Annotated in this window: 24 protein-coding genes; 11 read left to right on the top strand and 13 right to left on the bottom strand. The window is 67.1% G+C overall.

The genetic code is table 11. The features are described 5' to 3' along the window. Positions 1-7: 7 nt before the first annotated feature. From ACMGDH_RS04905 to ACMGDH_RS04885, 5 genes are all read left to right on the top strand, one after another. Positions 8-751 carry a 16S rRNA (uracil(1498)-N(3))-methyltransferase gene (locus ACMGDH_RS04905; RefSeq protein ID WP_436826782.1) on the top strand — a complete coding sequence of 248 codons (744 nt, stop codon included), beginning with the start codon at positions 8-10 and terminating at the stop codon, positions 749-751. Positions 752-808: 57 nt separating this feature from the next. Further along, a complete protein-coding gene (locus tag ACMGDH_RS04900; RefSeq protein WP_436826781.1) occupies positions 809-2182 on the top strand; it encodes a glutamate--cysteine ligase in 1374 nt (457 codons plus the stop codon). 272 nt (positions 2183-2454) lie between these two features. Next, positions 2455-4347 carry a M61 family metallopeptidase gene (locus ACMGDH_RS04895; RefSeq protein ID WP_436826780.1) on the top strand — a complete coding sequence of 631 codons (1893 nt, stop codon included), beginning with the start codon at positions 2455-2457 and terminating at the stop codon, positions 4345-4347. A 33-nt stretch (positions 4348-4380) separates the two neighbouring features. Next, positions 4381-4929, top strand: a complete 549-nt coding sequence (gene ppa / locus ACMGDH_RS04890; protein ID WP_436826779.1) for an inorganic diphosphatase — start codon at positions 4381-4383, stop codon at positions 4927-4929. Positions 4930-4955: 26 nt separating this feature from the next. Next, positions 4956-5609, top strand: coding sequence for a DUF1345 domain-containing protein (locus ACMGDH_RS04885; RefSeq protein ID WP_436826778.1), 654 nt, complete (start codon positions 4956-4958; stop codon positions 5607-5609). On the opposite strand, the gene ACMGDH_RS04880 is transcribed toward ACMGDH_RS04885, so the two are convergent. From ACMGDH_RS04880 to ACMGDH_RS04855, 6 genes are all read right to left on the bottom strand, one after another. Then, complete coding sequence (locus tag ACMGDH_RS04880; RefSeq protein ID WP_436826777.1) at positions 5606-5956, bottom strand: TfoX/Sxy family protein; 351 nt, start codon at positions 5954-5956, stop codon at positions 5606-5608. The genes ACMGDH_RS04885 and ACMGDH_RS04880 overlap by 4 nt on opposite strands. Continuing rightward, the gene (locus ACMGDH_RS04875) at positions 5956-6279 is read right to left on the bottom strand and encodes a DMT family transporter (RefSeq protein WP_436826776.1); all 324 of its coding nucleotides are present in this window, start codon (positions 6277-6279) and stop codon (positions 5956-5958) included. The genes ACMGDH_RS04880 and ACMGDH_RS04875 overlap by 1 nt, the downstream gene beginning before the upstream one ends. A 3-nt stretch (positions 6280-6282) precedes the next feature. Continuing rightward, complete coding sequence (locus ACMGDH_RS04870) at positions 6283-6762, bottom strand: GNAT family N-acetyltransferase (RefSeq protein ID WP_436826775.1); 480 nt, start codon at positions 6760-6762, stop codon at positions 6283-6285. Further along, the gene (locus tag ACMGDH_RS04865) at positions 6759-7661 is read right to left on the bottom strand and encodes a DMT family transporter (RefSeq protein ID WP_436826774.1); all 903 of its coding nucleotides are present in this window, start codon (positions 7659-7661) and stop codon (positions 6759-6761) included. Before ACMGDH_RS04865 ends, ACMGDH_RS04870 begins: the two co-directional genes overlap by 4 nt. Before the next feature lie 49 nt (positions 7662-7710). Next, positions 7711-8835 (bottom strand): flavodoxin-dependent (E)-4-hydroxy-3-methylbut-2-enyl-diphosphate synthase, encoded by a 1125-nt coding sequence (ispG, locus tag ACMGDH_RS04860; RefSeq protein ID WP_436826773.1) that lies wholly within the window; start codon positions 8833-8835, stop codon positions 7711-7713. Positions 8836-8913: 78 nt separating this feature from the next. Next, entirely contained in the window at positions 8914-9747 is an 834-nt protein-coding gene (locus ACMGDH_RS04855; protein WP_436826772.1) for a LytTR family DNA-binding domain-containing protein, read from the bottom strand. A gap of 108 nt (positions 9748-9855) precedes the next feature. On the opposite strand from ACMGDH_RS04855, the gene ACMGDH_RS04850 reads away from it, so the two are divergent. Genes ACMGDH_RS04850 through ACMGDH_RS04840 form a run of 3 tightly spaced genes read left to right on the top strand, consistent with a single transcriptional unit; the run spans position 9856 to position 12868 of the window. Beyond that, positions 9856-11037, top strand: coding sequence for an acyltransferase family protein (locus ACMGDH_RS04850; protein WP_436826771.1), 1182 nt, complete (start codon positions 9856-9858; stop codon positions 11035-11037). A gap of 35 nt (positions 11038-11072) precedes the next feature. After that, a complete protein-coding gene (locus ACMGDH_RS04845) occupies positions 11073-12032 on the top strand; it encodes an isoaspartyl peptidase/L-asparaginase family protein (RefSeq protein WP_436827228.1) in 960 nt (319 codons plus the stop codon). Further along, a complete protein-coding gene (locus ACMGDH_RS04840; protein ID WP_436826770.1) occupies positions 12029-12868 on the top strand; it encodes a S1/P1 nuclease in 840 nt (279 codons plus the stop codon). The genes ACMGDH_RS04845 and ACMGDH_RS04840 overlap by 4 nt, the downstream gene beginning before the upstream one ends. 138 nt (positions 12869-13006) lie before the next feature. Here ACMGDH_RS04840 and ACMGDH_RS04835 read toward each other — a convergent pair whose 3' ends face one another. After that, complete coding sequence (locus ACMGDH_RS04835; protein ID WP_436826769.1) at positions 13007-14224, bottom strand: argininosuccinate synthase; 1218 nt, start codon at positions 14222-14224, stop codon at positions 13007-13009. 109 nt (positions 14225-14333) lie between these two features. On the opposite strand from ACMGDH_RS04835, the gene ACMGDH_RS04830 reads away from it, so the two are divergent. Beyond that, positions 14334-14765, top strand: coding sequence for a DUF1801 domain-containing protein (locus ACMGDH_RS04830; RefSeq protein ID WP_436827227.1), 432 nt, complete (start codon positions 14334-14336; stop codon positions 14763-14765). Positions 14766-14903: 138 nt separating this feature from the next. On the opposite strand, the gene ACMGDH_RS04825 is transcribed toward ACMGDH_RS04830, so the two are convergent. The 4 genes from ACMGDH_RS04825 to ACMGDH_RS04810 all read right to left on the bottom strand — a co-directional run bounded on the left by ACMGDH_RS04825 (position 14904) and on the right by ACMGDH_RS04810 (position 18642). After that, complete coding sequence (locus ACMGDH_RS04825; RefSeq protein WP_436826768.1) at positions 14904-16160, bottom strand: class I SAM-dependent methyltransferase; 1257 nt, start codon at positions 16158-16160, stop codon at positions 14904-14906. A 90-nt stretch (positions 16161-16250) separates the two neighbouring features. After that, positions 16251-16982 (bottom strand): molybdopterin-dependent oxidoreductase, encoded by a 732-nt coding sequence (locus ACMGDH_RS04820; RefSeq protein ID WP_436826767.1) that lies wholly within the window; start codon positions 16980-16982, stop codon positions 16251-16253. Further along, positions 16979-17677: a cytochrome b/b6 domain-containing protein gene (locus tag ACMGDH_RS04815; protein ID WP_436826766.1), complete on the bottom strand. Its 699-nt coding sequence runs from the start codon at positions 17675-17677 to the stop codon at positions 16979-16981. The genes ACMGDH_RS04820 and ACMGDH_RS04815 overlap by 4 nt, the downstream gene beginning before the upstream one ends. Positions 17678-17943: 266 nt before the next feature. After that, positions 17944-18642, bottom strand: coding sequence for a glutathione S-transferase family protein (locus ACMGDH_RS04810; protein WP_436826765.1), 699 nt, complete (start codon positions 18640-18642; stop codon positions 17944-17946). A gap of 102 nt (positions 18643-18744) precedes the next feature. Here ACMGDH_RS04810 and ACMGDH_RS04805 point away from each other — a divergent pair, with 102 nt between their 5' ends. After that, complete coding sequence (locus ACMGDH_RS04805) at positions 18745-19083, top strand: winged helix-turn-helix transcriptional regulator (protein WP_436826764.1); 339 nt, start codon at positions 18745-18747, stop codon at positions 19081-19083. A 227-nt stretch (positions 19084-19310) separates the two neighbouring features. On the opposite strand, the gene ACMGDH_RS04800 is transcribed toward ACMGDH_RS04805, so the two are convergent. Next, on the bottom strand, positions 19311-20066 hold the full coding sequence (locus ACMGDH_RS04800) for a sulfite exporter TauE/SafE family protein (RefSeq protein WP_436826763.1): 756 nt from the start codon (positions 20064-20066) through the stop codon (positions 19311-19313). 135 nt (positions 20067-20201) lie between these two features. Next, on the bottom strand, positions 20202-21386 hold the full coding sequence (gene rlmN / locus ACMGDH_RS04795) for a dual-specificity RNA methyltransferase RlmN (RefSeq protein ID WP_436826762.1): 1185 nt from the start codon (positions 21384-21386) through the stop codon (positions 20202-20204). A 199-nt stretch (positions 21387-21585) separates the two neighbouring features. Here rlmN and ACMGDH_RS04790 point away from each other — a divergent pair, with 199 nt between their 5' ends. Next, on the top strand, positions 21586-22002 hold the full coding sequence (locus ACMGDH_RS04790; protein WP_436826761.1) for a DUF4168 domain-containing protein: 417 nt from the start codon (positions 21586-21588) through the stop codon (positions 22000-22002). Positions 22003-22095: the final 93 nt, after the last annotated feature.

Genomic DNA, 22095 nt, shown 5'->3' with positions numbered 1-22095 from the left:
AGCTGCGATGCCTGCCACCCCCGCCTGGCCACCCCAATCGACTCCCCGGCTCTTCGTCGAGATCCCCCTCGCTGCCGGGCTCCGGGTGCCGCTCGATGGCGCGCCTGCCAATTATCTGATCGCCGTGATGCGGCTCAAGGACGGCGATCCGGTCAAGCTGTTCGACGGGGCTTCGGGCGAATGGCTCGCGCTTGCCCGCGACGTCCGCAAGCGGGATCTGGTGCTGGAGGTGACCGAGCAGCTTCGTCCGCTCGAGCCGGTTCCCGACCTCTGGCTCTGCGCCGCGCCGATCAAGAAGGGGCGGATCGACTGGGTGGCGGAGAAGGCATGCGAGCTGGGCGTCGCGCGCCTCATCCCGGTGCTCACGCGCCGCACCGTGGTCGACCGGCTCAACCTCGATCGATTGCGCACCCACATGATCGAAGCCGCGGAGCAATGCGGGCGCACTGCGCTTCCGGAGCTCGCCGAGCCGGTCAAGCTCGCGGCACTGCTCAAGGGCTGGCCGGCCGACCGCACGCTCTTCTTCGCCGACGAAACCGGCGGGGCGCCGGCTGTCGAGGCGATGCGCACACGGCCGGGCCCAGCGGCGATCCTGATTGGGCCGGAGGGCGGTTTCGATGCCGAGGAACGCGAGGCGATCCGGGCGCTTCCGCAGGCGGTTGGCATCGCGCTCGGCCCGCGCATCCTGCGCGCCGAAACAGCGGCCGCGGCCGCCGTAAGCCTTTGGATGGCCACCGCCGGCGACTGGTGACCGAACGGTACATATTTGCTCTGGCGCACGGCGCCGGGCGCGAGTAAACGCCCGCGGATGAGCACCAAGACCGTTTCGAACAGCAACGCAGCGGTCATCGAGGACCATGCTCAGCTCATCGAATATTTCGCGCGGGGCGAGAAGCCGAAGGACCGGTGGCGGATCGGCACCGAGCACGAGAAGTTCGTCTTTTCGACCAGGGATCACCACGCCCCGAGCTACGACGAGCCCGGCGGCATCCGCGATCTGCTGATGGCGCTGACCGAGTTCGGCTGGAAGCCGGTCGAGGAGAATGGCAACGTCATCGCGCTCTCCGGCCCCGACGGAACCGTGAGCCTCGAACCCGCCGGCCAGCTCGAACTCTCGGGCGCTCCGCTGGAGAATCTGCACGAGACCTGCGCCGAAACCGGCCGCCACCTCCAGCAGGTGAAGCACGTCGGCGCGAAGCTGGGCTTCGAGGTGCTGGGGTTGGGCATGTGGCACGACAAGGCGCGCGCCGACTTGGCCGTAATGCCCAAGGGCCGCTACGGCATCATGCTCCGCCACATGCCGCGGGTCGGCAGCCTGGGGCTCGACATGATGCTGCGCACCTGCACGATCCAGGTGAACCTCGACTATGCGAGCGAGGCGGACATGGCGCAGAAGTTCCGCGTCGGCCTCGCACTTCAGCCGCTCGCAACCGCGCTCTTCGCCAATTCGCCCTTCACCGAAGGCAAGCCCAACGGCTTTCTGAGCTTCCGCAGCCATATCTGGTCGGACACCGATCCCGCGCGCACCGGCATGCTGCCCTTCGTGTTCGAAGACGGCTTCGGCTATGAGCGCTATGCCGAGTACGCGCTCGATGTGCCGATGTATTTCGTCTACCGCGACGGCAAGTACATCGACGCCGCGGGCCAGAGCTTCCGCGATTTCCTGAGGGGCGAGCTCCCGGCCTATCCCGGCCACAAACCGACGATCGAGGACTGGGCGGACCATCTCTCGACTGCCTTCCCCGAAGTGCGGCTCAAGACCTTCCTGGAGATGCGCGGCGCAGACGGCGGGCGCTGGGGCCGGATCTGCGCCCTGCCTGCGCTCTGGGTTGGGCTGCTCTACGATCAGGCCGCGCTCGATGCGGCGTGGGATCTGGTCAAGGATTGGTCGATGGAGGACCGCGAGGCACTGCGCAACGCCGTTCCCAAACTCGCGCTAGACGCGCCGCTGCCGGGCGGCGGCAAGCTGCGCGACATCGCCGGCGAAGTGCTCGACATTGCGGCGGCAGGGCTCAACGCCCGCGGTCGCGTCAACGCCTCCGGCGACAACGAGAGCGGCTTTCTCGACCCGCTCCGCGAGATCGTCCGCACCGGCAAGGTCCCCGCGCAGGTGCTGCTCGACCGGTTCAACGGCGAGTGGGCAGGCGACATCACCCGCGTGTACGAAGAGGCGAAGTTCTGATTGCGAAAATCCTCCCCCCGCCAGGGGGAGGTGTCAGCCGCAGGCTGACGGAGGGGGCGGATGCCAGAACCTTCGCGGCGTGCTTCCTCCCCCTCCGTCGCGCTTTGCGCGCCACCTCCCCCTGGCGGGGGAGGATTGGGGCGACTAGCCTCCGCCCAGAAATCCCTCCGCAACATTGTTTCGGAAGAGACCAGTTTCAGCCCGTCCGGGTCTTGCCACTTCCCGGCGCATGGCCCTAGGCCAATGAAATTCCGAAACGAGGTCGCTCCAGAATGAAGTCTGCCCTTTCCTTCGCCGCCCTGCTTCTCGCCACTGTCGCAACGCCCGTGCTGGCGCAGAATTCGGCGCCGCAGCCGGTGCCGTTCGTCGACACGATTCCCGAGGCGCGCGACGTGGACTATCCGGGCACGCTCCAGCTCGACATCGACGCGACCGACACCCAGCGCGGCATCTTCCGCGTCAAGCAGACCATTCCAGTCGCGCAGGCGGGGCACATGGTGCTGCTCTACCCGAAGTGGCTGCCGGGCAAGCACGGCCCGCGCGGCGAGATCGAGAAGCTGGCGGGGCTCCAGATCCGCGCGAACGGCAAGCGCGTCGAATGGAAGCGTGACCCCGTCGATGTCTTCGCCTTCCATGTCGACGTGCCGCAGGGCGCGAAGCAGCTCGATCTCGAGTTCCAGTTCGTCTCGGCGACCAATCCGGATCAGGGCCGCATCGTGATGACGCCCAACCTGATGAGCCTCCAGTTCAACTCGATGAGCCTCTACCCGGCGGGCTATTTCGTTCGCCGCATCCCGGTGCAGGCGCGCGTGAAATATCCGGAGGGCTGGTCGGCCGCGTCGGGCCTGCCGTCCAAGGCGACGGGATCGACCTACAGCTATGAGAAGACCAACTATGAAGTGCTGGTCGATTCGCCCGTAGTTGCCGGCCGCTACTACAAGGCCTTCCCGCTCAGCCCGCGCGTGACGCTCGACGTCTTCGCCGACAGCCCCGAGGAGCTCGCCGCCAAGCCCGAGCAGATCGACGCGCACAAGCGCCTGGTCGAGCAGGCGGTGAAGACGATGGGGTCGCAGCAATACGACCATTACCGCTTCCTGCTTTCGATCAGCGACGAGCTGGGCGGGATCGGCCTCGAGCATCACCGCAGCTCGGAAAACGGCGTCAAGCCGGGCTATTTCACCAAATGGGACGAGGGCCCCGGCAGCCGCAACCTGCTGCCGCACGAGTTCACCCACAGCTGGGACGGCAAATACCGCCGCGGCGCGGACCTGTGGGCGCCCGATTATCGCACCCCCACGATCGGATCGCTGCTCTGGGTCTACGAAGGCCAGACCCAGTTCTGGGGCTATGTTCTCCAGGCGCGCTCGGGGCTGGTGAGCAAGGACGTGACGCTCGACGCCTATGCCAGCATCATGGCGAGCCTCGACAATCGCCCCGCGCGCACCTGGCGGCCGATGGGCGACACCACCAACGATCCCGTCATCACCCCGCGCGCGCCCAAGGGCTGGGTGAGCTGGCAGCGTTCGGAGGATTATTACAACGAGGGCCTGCTGATCTGGATGGAAGTCGATTCGATCCTGCGCGAGCGCTCGGGTGGCACCAAGTCGATCGACGATTTCGCCGGCGCCTTCTTCAAGGGCCGCGACGGCGACTATGGCCAGGTGACCTACACCTTCGACGATGTCGTCCGCACGCTGGAAGGCGTCATGCCTTATGACTGGCGCAGCCTGCTCGACGCCCGAGTGAACCATGTCTCGGAGCGCGCGCCGCTCGGCGGATTCGAGCGCAACGGCTACAAGCTCGTCTATACCGAGGAGCCCAACAAGGCGACGAGCAAGACCTTCGTCGACCTCGCCTATTCGCTCGGCCTGGTGCTGGGCCCCAAGGGGATCATGACCGTCGCCTGGGACAGCCCGGCGTTCAATGCCGGGATCGACCTGGGCGACGAGATCGTCGCGGTGAACGGCCGCGGCTATACCGGCGACCGGCTCAAGGCGGCGGTGACCGAGGCCAAAACCTCCAAGGACCCGATCAAGCTGCTGCTCAAGAGCGGCGATCGCTACCGCGAAGTCGCCATCGACTATCACGGCGGGCTTCGCTATCCGCACCTGGTTAAGACGGCCACGGGAGAGGCTGGCCTCGACAAGCTGCTCCAGCCCCGCTGAGACGGGGCGGAGACGCCAACCACAGGTGCAGGAATGCGTATCGACTTGATTCCGGTGGGCGACGATCCGCCGCACAACCTAAACGTGATCATCGAAGTACCGACCGGCGGTGAGCCGGTGAAGTACGAGTTCGACAAAGCCTCGGGCGCACTATTCGTGGATCGCATTCTCCACACACCGATGCGCTATCCGGCCAACTACGGCTTCGTACCGCACACGCTGTCGCCCGACGGTGATCCGCTCGACGCGCTGGTGATCGCGCGCTCGCCCTTCGTGCCCGGCTGCGTCGTCCGCGCCCGCCCGATCGCGGTGCTCAACCTCGAGGACGAAGCCGGCGGCGACGAGAAGCTCGTCTGCGTCCCCGACGACAAGACCTTCCCTTATTACTCGGACATCGAGGAAAAGGACGACCTGCCCAGCATCGTGATGGAGCAGATCGAGCACTTCTTCACGCACTACAAGGATCTGGAGAAGAAGAAGTGGGTGCGCGTCGGCACCTGGGGCGGCGCCGAGGATGCCCGCAGGATCACCATTGAGGCGATCCAGCGCTACAAGGAAAACAAGGAAGCGGCGGCCGCCTGAGCGCGCCGCCAGGGGGACAGGCGGCGATGGAACGGGCAAGCGAACATCGGCACGCGATCGGCAATCGAGTCGCTCCGCCGCGTTTCCTGCTGTTCGTCGCCGCCACCCTAGCCGGGCTGGGCTTTGCAATTCCCCAGTTCGGTCCGCGGCTCGGCATCATGGCCGGGTTCGACTTCGGCGCCGCGGTATTCCTCCTCGTCTGCCTGCCGCTCCTCGGCCGCGATTCGAGCGAGATGCGCCGTTCGGCCAAGCGCAATGACGCGCGCCGGGTTCTGCTGCTGCTCGTCACTGCCGCGGTGATGCTCGTGGTACTGGCGTCGGTCGCGAGCGTATTGGCGCAGCGCGGGGCTCCGCATCCGCCGGAGCTCGCGGTGGTGATGGTGACGCTCGCGCTCTGCTGGACTTTCACCACTACGGTGTTCGGGCTCCATTATGCCCATCTCTACTACAGCGAAGCGCCCGACGGTACCGACGCGCGGGGCCTGGAGTTTCCCGGCACTGACGAGCCCGATTATTGGGATTTCGTCTATTTCGCCTTCTGCCTGGGCATGACCTCGCAGACGAGCGACGTCGGCGTCACCCAGAGCCGGATGCGGCGCCCGGTCACGCTCCAGTCCCTCGCCGCCTTCGTCTTCAATCTCGGCGTGCTGGCCTTCACGATCAACGTGATCGGGAGTTAGCGCTTCTTCGGCTTCTTCGCCGGTGCGCGCTGGCCGGCGGCGATTCCGAGCGCGGCCCATTCGCGCATCGCGTCGGGATCGTCGTACACGTCGGCGGGCGCGCGGCGGTAGTTCATGCTCGCGAGCCTGCCGCGCATTTCGACAGTGAACCGGTCGCAGCGCGCAGCATCCCACACTGCATCGCTTTCCGCATCGGCCTTGAACCAAAGCTCGCCCATGCTGACGATCGCGAAGATCGTGCCGTCGAGATAGAGCGTCGCGCCGCCCATCATCCGCCGGTGCGTGACCGTGCCGATCGGCTCGAGCGCCTCGGCGACCCAATCGATCAACGCCGGGTCCGCAGCCATCAGTGGCTCCCGCCCGCCAGCTTGAGGCCCGCGATGCAGGCAACCAGCCCGAAGATCAGCAATATCCGCACCGCGCCCGCAGGCTCACCGAAAAACCAGATGCCGACGAGCACGGTGCCGAGTGCGCCGATTCCACCCCACACTGCATAGGCAGTCCCCATCGGGATGCTTCGTGAGGCGACTTCGAGCAGCCCCATCGAAAGCCCCACCGAGACCAGGAAGCCGATCGTCCAGGGCACGTTCCTGAAGCCATCGACAAATCGCAGGCAGGTGGTGAATCCCACTTCGAAGAACCCGCCCAGGATCAGCCAGACCCATGCCATCTTCTATCTCCCTGCCAGGCGGGCGAGCGCATCCCCGGTCACGCGCTGCACGCGCCATTCGTCCATGCCGACCGCGCCCATCGCGCGATAGAATGCGATCGCCGGCTCGTTCCAGTCGAGCACCGCCCATTCGAAGCGTCCGCAGCCGCGGTCGATCGCGATCCCCGCGAGGTGGCGGAGCAGCGCAGTGCCCACGCCTGCGCCGCGCGCCGCGGGAGTCACGTAGAGGTCCTCCAGATAGATGCCGCGCTTGCCCGTCCAGGTCGAGAAATTGTGGAAGAAGAGCGCGAAGCCGGCGGGCTCGCCATCGACTTCCGCGATCAGCGCCTCCGCCGCCGGGCGTTCGCCAAACAGCGCCGCTTCGAGCATCGGCTCGGTCGCCTTCACCGCATCGGGCTCGCGCTCGAACTCGGCGAGCTCGCGCACCAGGCGCAGGATCAGCGGCACGTCGGACGGAGTGGCGGTTCGTATGCTGGTGGTCATGTGAGGGCAGCCTCTGCTTCGGGTGCGGCGCCGCCGCCGGGGCGCCCGCGCGCCGCGAGCAGGCATCCGGCAACGATCAGGAACGTGCCCGCGATCGTAGCGAGCGTTAGCTTCTCGCCGAACATCCACCATCCCATCAGCGATGCCCAGATGAAGGCAGTATATTCGACGGTGAGCAGCACCTGCGCCTCGGCGCGAGCATAGGCCCAGGAGAGGAGCAGCAGCGACACGATCGCGAGCGCGGCGGCGCCGATCACCGCGGGCCAGTGCTCCGGCCCCGGCACCGTCAGCAGCAGCGGCGCAGGCACGCAGAAGATCGCGAGCACGCAGACATTCTGGAACGCTGCGATCTCCAGCGGGCGCGCGATCTGCGCCTGGTGCCGCGCGATCACCAGGTTGATCGCGTAGAAGACCGCCGAGAGCAGCACCGCGCCCATGCCGAGCAGCGCCCCCTCGCCACGCGCGGCGCCGAGCTGGCCGATCAGGATCACGCCCACGCCCGCCAGACCGAGCAGCGATCCGAGCACCGATCGCGCGCCGATCCGCTCCTTCAGGAACAGCGCGGCGAGCCCGAGCGCGATCAGGGGCGCAATGAACGAAAGCGCGATCGCCTCGGCGAGCGGAACCTGCGTTATGCCCCAGAAGAAGGCGATCGCCATCACCGCCACCACGGCGCTACGGGCGATATGCACCTTGATCACGCGCCTCGGCGGCAGCGTGGGGCGCGAGAACAGGTAAAGCGGCACGGCGATCGTCGTGCCCGCCGCCAGTCTCCAGAACAATGCGGCATAGGCGCCGATCGCGAGCCCCAGGCTCTTCATCAGCCCGTCCATCACCGCATAAAAGGCGATGCCCAGGCAGGCGGCGGCGAACGCGAAGGGAACGGAAGCGCGGGACATCGGCGAGCCTCCGGTAGCGGGCCCCGCGCGCAATGACGAGAGGGTTCGGCTATTCGGCCGCGACTGCAGCCGTGGTGTCCGCTACCTCGATCTCGGCCGCCTTGGCCTCTACCAGACGGACGATGTGATCGATCATCTCGGCATCCTGGACATGGTGATCGGTCACGCCCGACAGATAGACCATGTGCTTGCCGTTGCCGCCGCCGGTGATGCCGATGTCGGTCTCACGCGCCTCACCCGGGCCGTTGACCACACAGCCGAGCACCGACAGGCTCATCGGCGTGCGGATGTGCTGGAGCCGCTCCTCCAGCGCCTGGACGGTGCGGATCACGTCGAAACCCTGTCGCGCGCAGCTGGGGCACGAGACGACGCGCACGCCGCGGTTGCGGATGCCGAGCGCCTTGAGGATCTCGAACCCGACCCGGACTTCCTCCTCGGGCTCGGCCGAAAGCGACACCCGGATCGTGTCGCCGATCCCGAACCAGAGGAGCGAACCGATCCCGATCGCGCTCTTCACCGTCCCGCCGACGAACCCGCCGGCCTCGGTGATGCCCAGGTGCAGCGGGCAATCGACGGCGTCGGCGAGCTGCTGGTAGGCGGCGACCGCGAGGAACACGTCGCTCGCCTTCACCGCCACCTTGAATTCGTGGAAGTCGCGGTCCTGGAGCAGCTTGATATGGTCGAGCGCGGATTCGACCAGCGCCTCCGGGCACGGCTCGCCGTATTTCTCGAGCAGGTCCTTCTCGAGGCTGCCGGCGTTGACGCCGATCCGGATCGCGCAGCCGTTGGCCTTGGCGGCGTTGACGACTTCGTTGACGCGGTCAGCCGAGCCGATGTTGCCCGGATTGATCCGCAGGCAGGCGGCGCCGGCGTCGGCCGCCTCGAGGGCGCGCTTGTAGTGGAAATGGATGTCGGCGACGATCGGCACGCGCGCGGCCCGCACGATCTGCTTGAGCGCGGCCGTGCTCTCGACGTCGGGGCAGCTCACCCGGATGATGTCGGCGCCCGCCTCCTCGCAGCGGCGGATCTGATCGATCGTCGCCTTGACGTCCGAGGTGGCGGTGTTCGTCATCGTCTGCACGGTGACGGGGGCATCGCCGCCAACGGGGACGTTGCCCACCATGATCTGGCGGCTCGGGCGGCGCGCGATATCGCGCCAGGGGCGGACGGACATGGATTCTCGCTAACGCTTGCTTACCTGGCGCTGCATATAGCCTTCGATGCCGCGCTGCGAAAGGCGCAGGCCACCCACTTACAATTGGGTTCGATAGCGCCGGCTGCCGCGGAGCGCGGCACCGCTCGCCAGCGTGACCGTGAAATCCCCGCTCTTGTCGGTCTCGATGCTGCGCACCGCGTCGCGGCGGACCAGCCGGCCGCGATGGATGCGCGCGAAGTTCGGCCCCAGCTGCTCGGCGAGCGCGGCCAGGGTGGAGCGGTGCAGCAGGAGCCGCCCCTCCCACGCGATCTCGACATAATTGCCCGCGGAGGCTGCCCAGTCGATCGCCTCGATCGGCACGCGGTGGGTGACGCTGCCGTCCGGAACCAGCAACACACGCGCCCGCTCGCCCTCCGCCGGCGCCGGGCGCGCCAGCAGCCATTGCGCATAAATGAGGAAAGCGACCACCATCAGATAGGTCGCGACGTCCTTGCGATATTCGTAGAGGAGCGCCATCGGCCAGTCGCCGAAGCCATAGCTCTCGCCCGCGAGCATATAGGCAAGCTTGCGGATGCCGACCATCACCAGGACGTGGACGAGCGACACCGGCACGGTCGCGGCGGCGTGGATCAGGATCGCCGCAGGCAGCGCCAGGCGCGGCGGCCGCGCCCAGGCGACCAGCCACCACAAAGGCACCATCAGCGCGATCCAGGTAGCCAGGCTGCTGAGCTGCCAGGTCCAGACGTGCCAGCGCTGCTCGGCGATTCCAGCCTTGGCGAAATCCTCGAGCGTCGACTCGACGTTGGCGATCGACTGGACCGTGACGAACAGCAGGAACGCCGCGAGCAGCCACCCCGCGCGCTGCCGCCGAAGCCGCGCACCGCTCGTCATCGCTTCGCCGCCGTTCGTCCCTGCCGCGTTTTCAGTCATCCCCGCCTGCCCGCCGCTCCACCCTTTGCGATACCGGGCCATGGCGCGCGCCGCTAGCCCACCGTTCGCCCTGAGCACGAACGGACGGGAAGTCGGGAGGCGACGCACATGGAACGGCATTACGGAATGGACTGGCTGCGGATCGGCGCGTTCGGACTGCTGATTCTCTACCACATCGGCATGTTCTTCGTGCCCTGGCCCTGGCACGTGAAGACCGCCCAGCCGCTCGACTGGGCGGAAATCCCGATGCTCGCGACCAACGCGTGGCGGCTGCCCCTGCTTTTCCTGGTCTCAGGGTTCGCGACTGCGGCGGTGCTCGGCAAGTCGCGCGGGATGGGTGCATTCCTTGGCGATCGCACCGCGCGGCTGCTCGTTCCCACGCTCTTCGCGGCGATCGTGATCATCCCGCCCCAGCCCTGGGTCGAGTTGATCAGCCAACACGGTTATACGCAGAGCTTCACGCATTTCTGGACGACCGATTATTTCCGTTTCGGCGTGCTCGACGGAATCGTGCTGCCGACGTGGCAGCATCTGTGGTTCGTCGTCTATCTCTGGGCCTATACGCTCGTGCTTGCCGCAATTCTGGCGCTGACGCCTGCACGCGCGCGATCGAGCTTCGCGCGCTTCGCCGACGATCTGCTGAGCGGCCCGGGGCTGCTGCTCGTCCCGATGGCATGGCTGGCGGTGCACATGGCCGTCAGCTGGCCCGGCGCCGAGCCGACGCACGCGCTGATCGACGACTGGGTCGCGCACCGCATGTATTTTCCGGCGTTCGCCTTCGGCTTCTTCCTTGCCGATGCGCCGCGGACCTGGGCGGCGATCCGGCGCTGGTGGAAGCCGGCAGGCGTGCTCGCGATCCTCGCCTATGCGGTGATCGCCGCGATCCTCGCGTCGTGGATCACCGGCACCGTCGCGCCGAGCGAGCTCCGCCTGCCGTTCGCAGCCGCGCGGCTGGTGATGGGATGGGCAGCGATCGTGGCGCTCGTCGGCCTGGCCGACCGCTACTGGAATCGCGACCATCCCCTTCGGGCGACGCTCACCGAAGCGGTCTTCCCTTTCTATATCATCCACCAGACCATCATCGTCGTGCTCGGCTGGTGGCTGCTCCGCTTCGCGCTACCGCCCGCGGCCGAGTTCGCGATCCTCGTGCCCGCGACTGCGCTCGGCTGCTGGCTTTTCTACCTTGGCGGGCGCCGCATCGGCTGGCTGCGACCGCTGATCGGGCTTCGGCCGCTGGCGCGGCGCGCGACATCTGCTAGGGAGACCGCACCAGTCCCGGGAGTGCCCTGATGCGCCTCTTGCCCCTGTTGTTCGGAGTATTCCTCATGCCGCTTTCCGCCCATGCCCAGGAGCAGGCGCGGCCCCAATGGACTCTGGTGATCCACGGCGGCGCCGGGATCATCGAGAAGAGCCGCGTGACCCCCGAGCAGGAGGCCGGCGTGCGCGCGGGGCTCGACGCTGCGCTCGACGCGGGATCGAAGGTGCTCGCTGCCGGCGGCGACGCGCTCGATGCGGTGCAGGCCGCGGTCCAGGTGCTCGAAGACGATCCCCGTTTCAACGCCGGGCGCGGCGCGGTCTTCACCTGGGACGGCAGGAACGAACTCGACGCCGCGATCATGGACGGCCGCACCCGCGCGGCGGGCGCAGTCGCAAGCACCACCACCACGCGCCACCCGATCGCCGCGGCGCGCGCGGTGATGGAGAAGAGCCCGCACGTCCTGCTCTCGGGCCCGGGCGCCGATCAGTTCGCGCGCGAGCAGGGGCTGGAGCAGGTCGACAACAGCTGGTTCGCCACGCCCGAGCGCCGCAAACAGCTCGACAAGATGAAGGCCAACGACAAGCTCGGCTGGTTCGACGTCGACCTGAAGTACGGCACCGTCGGCGCCGTCGCGATGGACCAGAACGGCCATGTCGCCGCTGCCACCTCCACCGGCGGGCTCACCGGCAAGCGTTGGGGCCGGATCGGCGACTCGCCGATCATCGGCGCGGGCACCTATGCCGACGACCGCGCCTGTGCGGTCTCAGCGACGGGGGCGGGCGAATTCTTCATCCGCGAAGGCGTGGCGCACGAGATCTGCGCGCGGGTCCGCTTCAAGGGCGAGAGCCTACAGGCGGCCGCCGACACGGTGATGGCCGAGACCAAGGCGCTCGGCGGCACCGGCGGCGTGATCGTCACCGGTCCCACGGGCGAGATGGCGTGGAGCTTCAACACCCCGGGCATGTACCGCGCCCGCGCCTCCGCCAGCGGCGACCGGCTGGTCGCCTTCTACGGTGACGACAAGTGAAGCGCTTCCTGATCCTCCTTGCTGCGATCCTCGGCTTCGGCGCGGCACCCGCGCGGGCCTATTGGGAATATGGCCATGAGACCGTGGCCTCGATCGCCTACCGGAACGTGAGCCCGCGCGTGCAGGCCGAGATCCGCCGGCTGCTCGCCAAGCAGGCGCTGCTCGAGACGCCGACCTGCCCCGCGCGCACGATCGAGCAGGCGAGCGTCTGGGCCGATTGCGTCAAGACGCTCGGACCGCGGTTCAGCTATGCCTATAACTGGCACTATCAGAATGTGGACGTCTGCAAGCCGTTCGAGCTGAAGCGCAACTGCCCCGACGGCAATTGCGTCTCGGCACAGATCGAGCGCGACGTGAAGCTGCTGAAGGACAAGAGCGTACCGGTGCGCGAGCGGGTGATGGCGCTAGCCTTCCTCGTCCATTTCGTCGGCGACCTGCACATGCCGCTGCACGCTGGCGACCGCGGTGACCTGGGCGGCAACCGCGCACGGGCGGCCTACGGCGATTACATCACTGAGCGGCTCAACCTCCACACCATCTGGGACGGCTATCTAGCCGAGCGCGCGATCTCCACCCCGCCCTCGCTAGTGCGTGCCTATTCGACCGAGGAGCGCGCGGCGATGCAGGGCGGCAGCGTCGAGGACTGGAGCCGCGACAGCTGGCAGGTCGCGCGCGACGTCGCCTATGGCTCTGCCTATGGCGACCCTTGCGCCGAGGCCCCGCAGCGCGCCAAGCTCGACCAGGCGACGATCGAGAAGCTTATCCCGCCCGCGCGCGATCAGATCGTCAAGGGCGGGCTGCGGCTCGCGCGGCTGCTGGAAGAGGCGCTGGCCTGATTAACAATCCTCCCCCAGAGGGGGAGGGGGACCGCGCCCGAAGGGCGTGGTGGAGGGGTATGGCGCTATCGAGAGGGCGACACCCCTCCGTCGCGCTGCGCGCGCCACCTCCCCTTACAGGGGAGGATCGGGTGCGGATCACCGATCCCGCCGCCCGAGCAGCCGCAGCCGCAATGCATTGAGTTTGATGAAGCCCGCCGCATCGCGCTGGTCGTATGCGCCCTGGTCGTCCTCGAAGGTCACGACCTTCTCGCTGTAGAGCGAGTTGGGCGACTTGCGGCCGGTGACGATAACGTTGCCCTTGTAGAGCTTGAGCCGGACGGTGCCCGCCACCTTCTCCTGGCTGTGATCGATCGCAGCCTGAAGCATCTCGCGCTCGGGCGCGAACCAGAAGCCGTTGTAGATCAGCTCGGCATAGCGCGGCGCGAGCTCGTCCTTCAGGTGCGCGGCGCCGCGGTCGAGCGTGATCTGCTCGATGCCGCGGTGCGCGAGGTGATAGATGGTGCCGCCGGGCGTCTCGTACATGCCGCGGCTCTTCATGCCGACGAAGCGGTTCTCGACCAGATCGAGCCGGCCGATGCCGTGCTTGCGGCCGAGCTCGTTGAGCGCCGCGAGCAGAGTCGCAGGCGACATCGCCTGGCCGTTGAGCGCCACGCCGTCACCGCGCTCGAAATCGATCGTGATCGTCTCGGGCGTGTCGGGCGCATCCTCGGGGTTCACCGTGCGCGAATAGACATAGTCGGGGACCTCGTCCCACGGATCCTCGAGCACCTTGCCTTCGGACGACGTGTGGAGAAGGTTCGCGTCGGTCGAGAAGGGCGCTTCGCCGCGCTTGTCCTTCGACACCGGGATCTGGTGCTGCTCGGCGAACTCGATCAGCCGGGTGCGCGAAGTGAGGTCCCATTCGCGCCACGGCGCGATCACCTTGATGTCCGGATTCAGCGCATAATAGCCGAGCTCGAAGCGGACCTGGTCGTTGCCCTTGCCGGTGGCGCCGTGGCTCACCGCATCGGCGTTCACCTGGCGCGCGATCTCGATCTGACGCTTGGCGATCAGCGGGCGCGCGATCGAGGTGCCCAGCAGATACAAACCCTCGTAGAGCGCATTGGCGCGCATCATCGGGAAGACGAAATCCTTGACGAACTCCTCGCGCAGATCGTCGATGAAGATGTGCTCGGGCTTGACGCCCGCCATCTCGGCCTTGCGGCGCGCCGGCTCGAGCTCCTCGCCCTGGCCCAGATCGGCAGTGAAGGTCACCACCTCGCACTGATAGGTCTGCTGGAGCCATTTCAGGATCACGCTCGTGTCCAGCCCGCCCGAATAGGCGAGAACGACGCGGTTGATCTTGTCTGACATGGGCGTGCGACTCCAGAGGAAGGGAACGGTGCGCGCTCTAGGGGCGGCGTGCCGCTTCCGCAACCTTTGCCGCTCGGGCATGCTCGCAGCCACCGACTCGGGAGGGATCATGGCCGAGACGAAGACCAGGCCGACTCAGTGCAGCGTTGCCGAGTTCATCGACGCAGTGCCGGACCCGACCCGGCGCGAGGACGCGCGGACAGTCGCCGCGTTGATGGAGCGGCTGACCGGCGAGCCGCCTGCGATGTGGGGTCCATCGATCGTCGGCTTCGGCAGCTACCATTACAAGTATGACAGCGGGCACGAAGGCGACGCGTGCCGGATCGGCTTCAGCCCGCGCAAGGCCGAGCTGGTGCTCTATGTGCTGAGTGGCGGCGCGGAGGAAGCCGAGCTGCTCTCGCGGCTGGGCAGGCACAGGACGGGCAAGAGCTGCCTCTACATCAGGAAGCTGGTGGATGTGGACATGGCGGTGCTGGAGGCCCTGGTCCGCCACAGCGTCGCGGCGATGGGCGCGCGCTATCCGCGTTGCGCCGGGAACTAGCCTGATATTGATCAGATCGAACCAATACCGTTGCCCTGAGCCTGTCGAAGGGCCGCTCTCCACCAGCCGTTCGCGCGCGAAGGGGCGCCCTTCGACAGGCTCAGGGCAACGGCTCTTTGGCTCAACCTGGCCGAACAACTAAGCCCGCAACCGCTCCCGCGCCTCGGCCTCGCCCCCGCGCAGTGCCTGCTCCCCCTCCAGCATATAGTCGCGCGTGATCGGCAGCGCGTCGCGCGAGCGCGAGAGCTGGAGCTGGTAGTTCACCAGCCCGCCGTTCAGGAAGCTCACGCACGACCCCGCCAGATAGAAGGTCCACATGCGGTAGAAGCGCTCGTCGTACAGCTCCACGATCTGATCGTGCGCGGCGACGGTGCGGTCGTACCAGGCCTTGAGCGTATAGCCGTAATGGAGCCGCAGCACCTCGACATCGGTGGCGAACATCCTGAGCCCCTCATAGCCGCGCACCATCTCCGAAAGTGCGGGGATGTAGCCGCCGGGGAAGATATATTTCATCGTGAACTTGTCGGTGACGCCCGGGCCGCCTGCGCGGCCGATCGTGTGGAGCAGCATAACGCCTTCGGGCGTCAGCAGCTGGTGGCACTTGCGGAAGAAGGTCCGGTAGAAAGCCGGGCCGACATGCTCGAACATGCCGACCGAGACGATCCGGTCGAACTGCCCCTCCAGCGCGCGATAGTCGATCAGCTCGAAGCGCACCTTGTCGGCCACGCCTGCCTCCGCCGCGCGGCGCCGCGCGACCTTCAGCTGCTCCTCGGAAAGCGTGATCCCCAGCACCTCGGCACCGGTCTTGGCGTGAATATAGAGCGCCATCCCGCCCCAGCCGCAGCCGATGTCGAGCACCTTCATGCCCGGCTCCAGCGCCAGCTTCGCCACGATGTGCGCCTTCTTGTCCGCCTGCGCCTGCTCGAGGCTGTTCGACGGATCGGTGTAATAGGCGCAGCTGTACTGCCGGTCGGCGTCGAGGAAGAGATCGTAGAGCCGATCGCTCAGATCATAGTGATGCGCGACGTTGCGCTTCGAGCGGCGCGCCATGTTGTAGCGGCCGATGCGGTGCGTCACCGCCTCCACCGCACGGCGCAGCGGCGTGGGATTGAGCGTGCCGGTGCCTTCTTCCCAGCGGTTGTTGGCAGTGACGAGGTTGAGCAGGTCGAAGATGTCGCCCTGCTCGAGCTCGAGCCGGCCGTCCATGTAGCATTCGGCCGCGCCCAGGCTCGGATCGCGGACGATCGCCGATGCTGCGCCGCGGTGCAAACGGATGGTGACGGGCTTCAGCCCGGGATCGGGTTCGCCGAAGCTTCGTGTGCTGCCGTTCGAATGGATCACGGTCAGCGGACCGCGCTTCACGGCACGCGCAAGAAACTGATCGATCAACGCCATCCGGCTGCTGCTCCCAAAAAAGCCGCCCCCCGATGTGACAATTTAGGCCCGTAACGATTTACCGCAATGCGGAAATTCTCCGGGCCTGCCTCAAATCCCGGCATACCATTCGTAATTGTTGAAATCCTCCCAGAAGCCGCCGCGCCCCTTTCCGATCGCGTCGAGCGAAGCGACCGCCTCGATCCGCATGACATATTTGGCGTGCTTGTAGCCCAGCTGGCGCTCGACGCGCAGCCGCACGGGCGCGCCATGCCCGATCGAGAGCAGCTTGTCGTTCATCGCCCAGGCCATGATCGTCTGCGGGTGGAAGGCATCGATCAGGTCGATCGATTCATAATAGGGCGTAGCGCCGAAGCGGTCGGCACAGTGGAAGACGATGTAGCGCGCCTGATCGCGGATGCCTGCGAGCCGCAGCAGCGTCTCGAGCCGCGGCCCCTGCCATTTGCCGATCGCGCTCCATCCCTCGACGCAATCGTGCCGGGTGATCTGGGCGCGCTGCGGCATCGCCTGGAGCTGCGCGAGGCTGAGCCGCAGCGGCCGCGCCACCAGCCCGACCACCGCAAGCCGCCAGTCGGCGAAGCGGTTGGCGGCGAGCGCGTTGTATTCGGGCGTGTTCGGATTGGCGTTGCCGTTGGTGCGGAAGATCGGACTGCGCTGCTCGGGCCGGAACTCGCGCGCGAGCGCGGCGCGGCCGGTGATCGAGCGGTGGAGAAAGCGGTGGGCGTCCTCGGCGCTCAGCAGCACCGGGCTGTCGGTCAGCGAATCGCACCCGGCGAGCAGCGCCGCGCCCCCGCCGACGATCAGGCCGCGCCGCGTGATCATTTATGGTCTCTCTCGGGCGCGCGCCACCAGCCGGTGATCATCGAGCGCAGCTCGTTGATCGGGCCCGCGAGGATCACGAGCGTCAGGTGCACGACCACGAACAGGGTTAGCAGCGCCATGGCGATGAAATGAACCGAGCGCGCCGACTGGCGGCCGCCGAACAGATCGGGCAGCCACGCCCACATGCCCGGCGCCAGCGCGAGTCCCGACACCACGAGCAAAGGCAGCAGCACGAAGATCACCCCCGCATAGCTCGCCTTCTGGAAGATGTTGTAGGCGCGCGGGTCATGCGGATCGTGGAAGCGCAGCGCCAGATGCGCCTTGAAGTCGGTCCAGAGCGCCGCCGGACGCAGCTCCGCCGCGCCGATGCGCAGGTCGCGCTTGGCATGGCCGCCAAGGATCGCCCAGAGGAGGTAGAACGGCAGCGCGACGATCAGCACCAGCGCGAACGCCAGGTGCCAGTGCCGCGCGCCGGAGAGGCTGTAGTAGCTCGGCAGCGTCGCCCAGCCGGGGAAGCGCGGCAGCTCCAGCCAGGCGGGATCGAAGTTCGCGCCGTAATGGCCCCAGTAGAGCCGCGGATGCGCGTTGAAGATCATCAGCCCGCTGGGGATCAGCACCAGCACGGCGATCGCGGTCAGCCAATGCCAGATGCGCGTGATCAGCCGGTGCCGATAGACTTTGGATACCTGAGCCACCCGCGCCTTATGCCGCGAGGGGCGCCCGGACGCCAGCGGCCCCAGCTTCCTCTCCCCTTGATAGGGGAGAGGATACCGGAGCTTGGCGCTTCAGCGCCTAGCGGAGGTTGGAGAGGGGTAGAGCGGAGCGAAGCTCCGCGCGGCTGCTGTGCAGCCGCTCACCCCTCTCCCAGCTCCGACTAAGGCCTTGCTTCGCAAGACCTAAGTCTGCGCAACCCTCTCCCCTCCTCCGGAGGGGCGAGGGAAGATATCCGTCGATCACCCGGTCAGGCGGGCTGATAGAGCAGCGTATCGAGCGGCACCTGTCCACGGCACGCGCCGCTGCCGGCGGGCGTCGCACCATCCTCGATCGCCTTCGCATAGGCGACCGCGGGGTCGGCCATCAGCCGCGCCTTGAGTGCCTCGATCTTGGGATAGGCGCCGGGCTCCACCGCCTGGTGGAACTCCGCCCAGCGTGCGACTCCGATGAACACGCCGTCGGCCAGGGTCGGCCGGTCGCCGAGCAGATAGGGCGTGTCGCCGAGCATCGCCTCCAGCTTTTCGTGCCGGTCGTTCACCAGCCCCCGCCCCAGGCGCCGCAGTGCCGCCTGATAGTCAGGTTCCGGATCGGCCATCTCCAGCGCCATCCAATAGGGCATGAACGCGCCCGTGAAGCCGGTGTTGAGGAAGGCCATCAGCTGGTGCATCCGATCGGCCTGCGCCGTGCCGGGCGCGAAGCTCACGCGGCGCTCGGTGTCGCGCGCCTCCATCCACAGCGCGATCGCCATGGTCTCGGTCAGCACGTGATCGCCGTTGATCAGCACCGGCGTCTCCTGCCGGCCGTTGATCCGCGCATAGGCGGCATTCTTCATCTCGCTCAGCATGTCGACGCGCGACAGGCGATAGGGCTGGCCGAGCCATTCGAGCGCGGCGACGAGGCCCATCGAGCTTCCCAGCGGGAAGCCATAGAGCAGGATCGGTTCCATGATTTTCTCCGTGATCGTGAGGATCACCGCGCGGCTTGGCTGGTATTTAGGCGCCGCAGCATCCAAGTAAATTACGCACAAAAATGTCACCGCGGAGGAAAGATGCAGGACGTGGTTTCGAGCTGCCCGATCGAAGACGCGATGCGCGTGCTGAGCGGCCGCTGGGCGACGCTGCTGCTCTATTATCTGAAGGACGGCACCAAGCGCTTCAGCGAGCTCCAGCGCGACAATCCGACGATCTCGCACCGGATCCTGACGCTGGAGCTGCGCAAGCTCGAACAGGCCGGGCTCGTCGAGCGCATCGCGCATGGCGGCTTTCCGCTGCGCGTCGAATATCGGCTGAGCGGTCCGGGCGCCGAGCTGATGCCGATGATCGACGCGATCGGCGACTGGTGGCAGGCCTCGTTCCCGCGCCGGCGCGAATGCCGCGAGGCGGCGTAGATTGCCTCTTTATCCTCCCCCGCCAGGGCAGGGCAATCGCATGGACTGTGTTGCCGGTTCGGAAAGGGGTTCGGCAAAATCTCCGTCCGTCCTGAGCTTGTCGAAGGACGTCCTTTCTTCGGGCTGGGCGCTCGCGACGGGGAAAAATGCCCTTCGACAAGCTCAGGGCAAACGGAACTTCCATATGCGACAGTCTCCCCCTGGCGGGGGAGGATAGAAACCGAAGCTCAGCTATAGGCGCGCACGAAGAAGACGATCGTCGTCCCGCCGGTCACCAGCAGCGTCCAGCCGCGGACCAGCCCGGGGGACATGCGCTTGCCGAGAAGTGCGCCCAGCCAGCCGCCGACGATCGAGCCGAGCAGCATCGGCAAGCACGCCCACCACCAGACCATCGCGAAGCCGATGAACACGCACGCCGCGGCCAGGTTCGCCACCGCGAGCATCAGCGTGCGGATCGCGAACAGCTCGCGCGGGCGGATGTTCGCCAGCAGGCCATAGACCGCCGTGGTGATCAGCCCCACGCCCCCGCCGAAATAGCCACCATAGACGCCGAGCAATGCCTGAGTGACGAGCAGCGTCGGCCGCCCGATCGTGACGCGCGCGTGCAGCCAGTCCGCCGCTCGCTTGCCGAACACCATCACCGCGAAGGCGAACAGCAGCAGCCAGGGGATGATGATGTCGAAAGTCTCGCTGGGCGTGAGGACGAGCAGCATGCTGCCGACCAGCCCGAACACAAAGGTGATGCCCGCGAGCAGCCTGACCGACATCCCAGCCACCGGCCCCAGCTCGTCACGATAGGCCAGCGCGCTCGCCCCCGCCCCGGGCAGCAGTGCGACGTTCGAAGTCGCATTGGCGATGTTGGCGGGAAGCCCGAGCGCGATCAGCGCCGGCAGGGTCGCGAAAGTGCCCCCTCCTGCGAGGGCGTTCATCGCGCCGCCGAGCACACCTGCCCCGGCGGCCAATGCAATCGAGAAAAAGTCCACCCTAACCCCGTTCGCGCTGAGCTTGTCGAAGCGCCGTATCTCTTTTTACTGCGCGGGAAAGAGAAGAACGGTGCTTCGACACCCCCGGATCGGGTCCGGGGACGAACGGGGATGGTTCATCCCTGAACGGAAGGATCAGCCCAGCGCGACCATCTTCTCTTCCGCCAGCCGATCGAGCTCCGCCCGGCTCTTCTTCTCCGCCGCGGTCTTGAGCTGGCCGCAGGCGGCGTCGATGTCGCGGCCGCGCGGGGTGCGGACCGGCGCCGAGATGCCTGCCTCGAACACGATGTTGCTGAATGCCCTGATCCGCTCGGGAGTCGAGCATTCATAGGGCGCGCCCGGCCAGGGGTTGAACGGGATCAGGTTCACCTTCGCCGGCAGCCGGTACTTGCGGAGCAGCCGCACCAGCTCGTGCGCGTCGGCGTCGCTGTCGTTCTTGTCCTTGAGCATCACATATTCGAAGGTGATCCGCCGCGCGTTGTTCGCGCCGGGGTAGTCGGCGCAGGCCTGGAGCAGCTCCTCGATCCCGTACTTGCGGTTGAGCGGCACGATCTCGTCGCGGACTTCCTTGGTCACTGCGTGGAGCGAGACCGCGAGGTTGACGCCGATCTCCTCGCCCGCGCGCGCCATCATCGGCACCACGCCCGAAGTGGAGAGCGTGATCCGGCGCTTGGAGAGCGCGAGCCCGTCGCCGTCCATCACGATCGCCAGCCCGTCGCGCACATTGTCGAAATTGTAGAGCGGCTCACCCATGCCCATCATCACGATGTTGGTGAGCATGCGGCCCTCGGGCTGGCTCGGCCATTCGCCGAGCGAATCGCGCGCCAGCATCACCTGCGCGACGATCTCGCCCGCGGTCAGGTTGCGCACCAGCCGCATCGTGCCGGTGTGGCAGAAGCGGCAGTTGAGCGTGCAGCCGACCTGGCTCGACACGCACAGCGTCCCCCGATCGGCATCGGGGATGAAGACCATCTCGTAATCCTGCCCGTCGTGCGAGCGCAGCAGCCATTTGCGCGTGCCGTCGGTCGAGACCTGCGCCTCGACCACTTCGGGGCGCGAGATCACGAAGCGCTCGGCGAGCCAGGGGTGCTGCGCCTTGGCGATGTCGGTCATCGCCGAAAAGTCGGTGGCGCCGCGGTTATAGATCCAGTGCCAGAGCTGCTTGGCGCGCAGCTTGGCCTGTTTGGGCTCCATGCCGGCGCCCTCCAGCGCGGCGCGGATGCCCTCGCGGGGCAAGCCGATCAGGTCGACGCGGCCGTCGGCGCGCGGCGTGGTGGCCCGCGGCACGGGCACGGGATCGATGTGCCCTGGAATGGGCATGGGGGCGGCCGACACTGTCTGCATCGGATGCATGTAGGCGATTTGGCGCCGCTTTTCCACTCCCCGCTCGTTGCAATCGGTCTGTCGCAGCGCAGCAGAACCTGTCCCGCATATGCCACGCCATGTCGCTGCAAGCTTGTGGAAACAGTTGGGACAACCCCAATTTGAAGATCCGGGGGCGCGGAATCGGAGTTTAACTATGGCTTTTCGTACTTCGGGTATTCTTATTGGCGCGGCGCTGCTGGCCGCGCCGGCGGCCTTTGCCCAGGACGCACCGACCAGCCCCTCGACTCAGGATGCGCCCGCTGCGCCCACGCAGGATGCCCCGGCGACCACCGAGGCACCCGCTGCAGGCATGGCAGCGCAGGGGAGCGGCGCCGCAGCCGTGAGCGATTCGGAAGTGACTCAGTTCGCCACCGCCGCGCTCGCGGTCGACAAGCTCCGCAAGGACACGACGGTCGCCGAGGCGGACAAGAACACCAAGATGGTCGAGGCGATCTCCTCGAGCGGCCTCCAGCCGGCACGCTTCAACGAGATCGCGCAGGCGATGCAGGCCGATCCTGCGCTCAACAAGCGCATCCAGGAAGCCGCGGCGGCCCAGGCGCCGGCGCAGTAAGCCGAGCTGTAAGCCGATTTGGGGGCGGCGGTCGTTCGCCGCCCCTTTTCGCTGCTTGCCTGTTGCCGGCGGCGTCGTAAGGTCCCGCATCGG

It is taken from the genome of Sphingomonas radicis (assembly GCF_051400635.1).
Lineage (GTDB): Bacteria > Pseudomonadota > Alphaproteobacteria > Sphingomonadales > Sphingomonadaceae > Sphingomonas.
Note: the sequence above shows the minus strand (reverse complement) of the source record. Positions and strands in the feature narration are given on the sequence as shown.